The organism is Acinetobacter sp. NIOH-H-8 (assembly GCF_046635365.1).
Lineage (GTDB): Bacteria > Pseudomonadota > Gammaproteobacteria > Pseudomonadales > Moraxellaceae > Acinetobacter.
The window spans coordinates 1-462 of sequence record NZ_JBHDVN010000169.1; the positions used below are offsets into that span (position 1 = coordinate 1).

The following is a 462-nucleotide window of genomic DNA, read 5'->3' on the forward strand; positions in this document are numbered from 1 at the left end:
GGTTGGTTATTTCACAACACTGTAACGAATCTCAATAATCGTGGCATTACTTCAGGTTTTGCCTTTCTGGATCGCGGCGCTGGCTTCGGTATTGTCCAGCATTTGATCGATTACCAGCAGGGCGACACCTACGGACGCGTTTTTATTGTCGGCTTACTCAATACGCTACTGGTTTCTGCATTGTGTATTGTGTTCGCTTCTGTTTTGGGGTTCTTTATCGGTCTGGCGAGACTTTCGGATAACTGGCTGCTACGAAAGCTTTCCACAATTTATATTGAGATCTTCCGTAATATTCCCCCGCTGCTGCAAATCTTCTTCTGGTACTTTGCCGTGTTGCGCAATTTGCCCGGACCACGCCAGGCTGTGAGCGCGTTTGATCTGGCCTTTTTGAGCAATCGTGGGCTTTATATTCCGTCACCGCAGCTGGGAGACGGATTTATTGCGTTTATCCTGGCTGTTGTT

The 462-nt window shown here is 47.8% G+C and carries 1 protein-coding gene; it reads left to right on the plus strand.

Annotated elements, in window-relative coordinates:
* Positions 1-462, plus strand: a 462-nt coding sequence (locus tag ACEWB7_RS17615) for an ABC transporter permease subunit (protein WP_411581037.1), incomplete at both ends; no start/stop codon positions are given.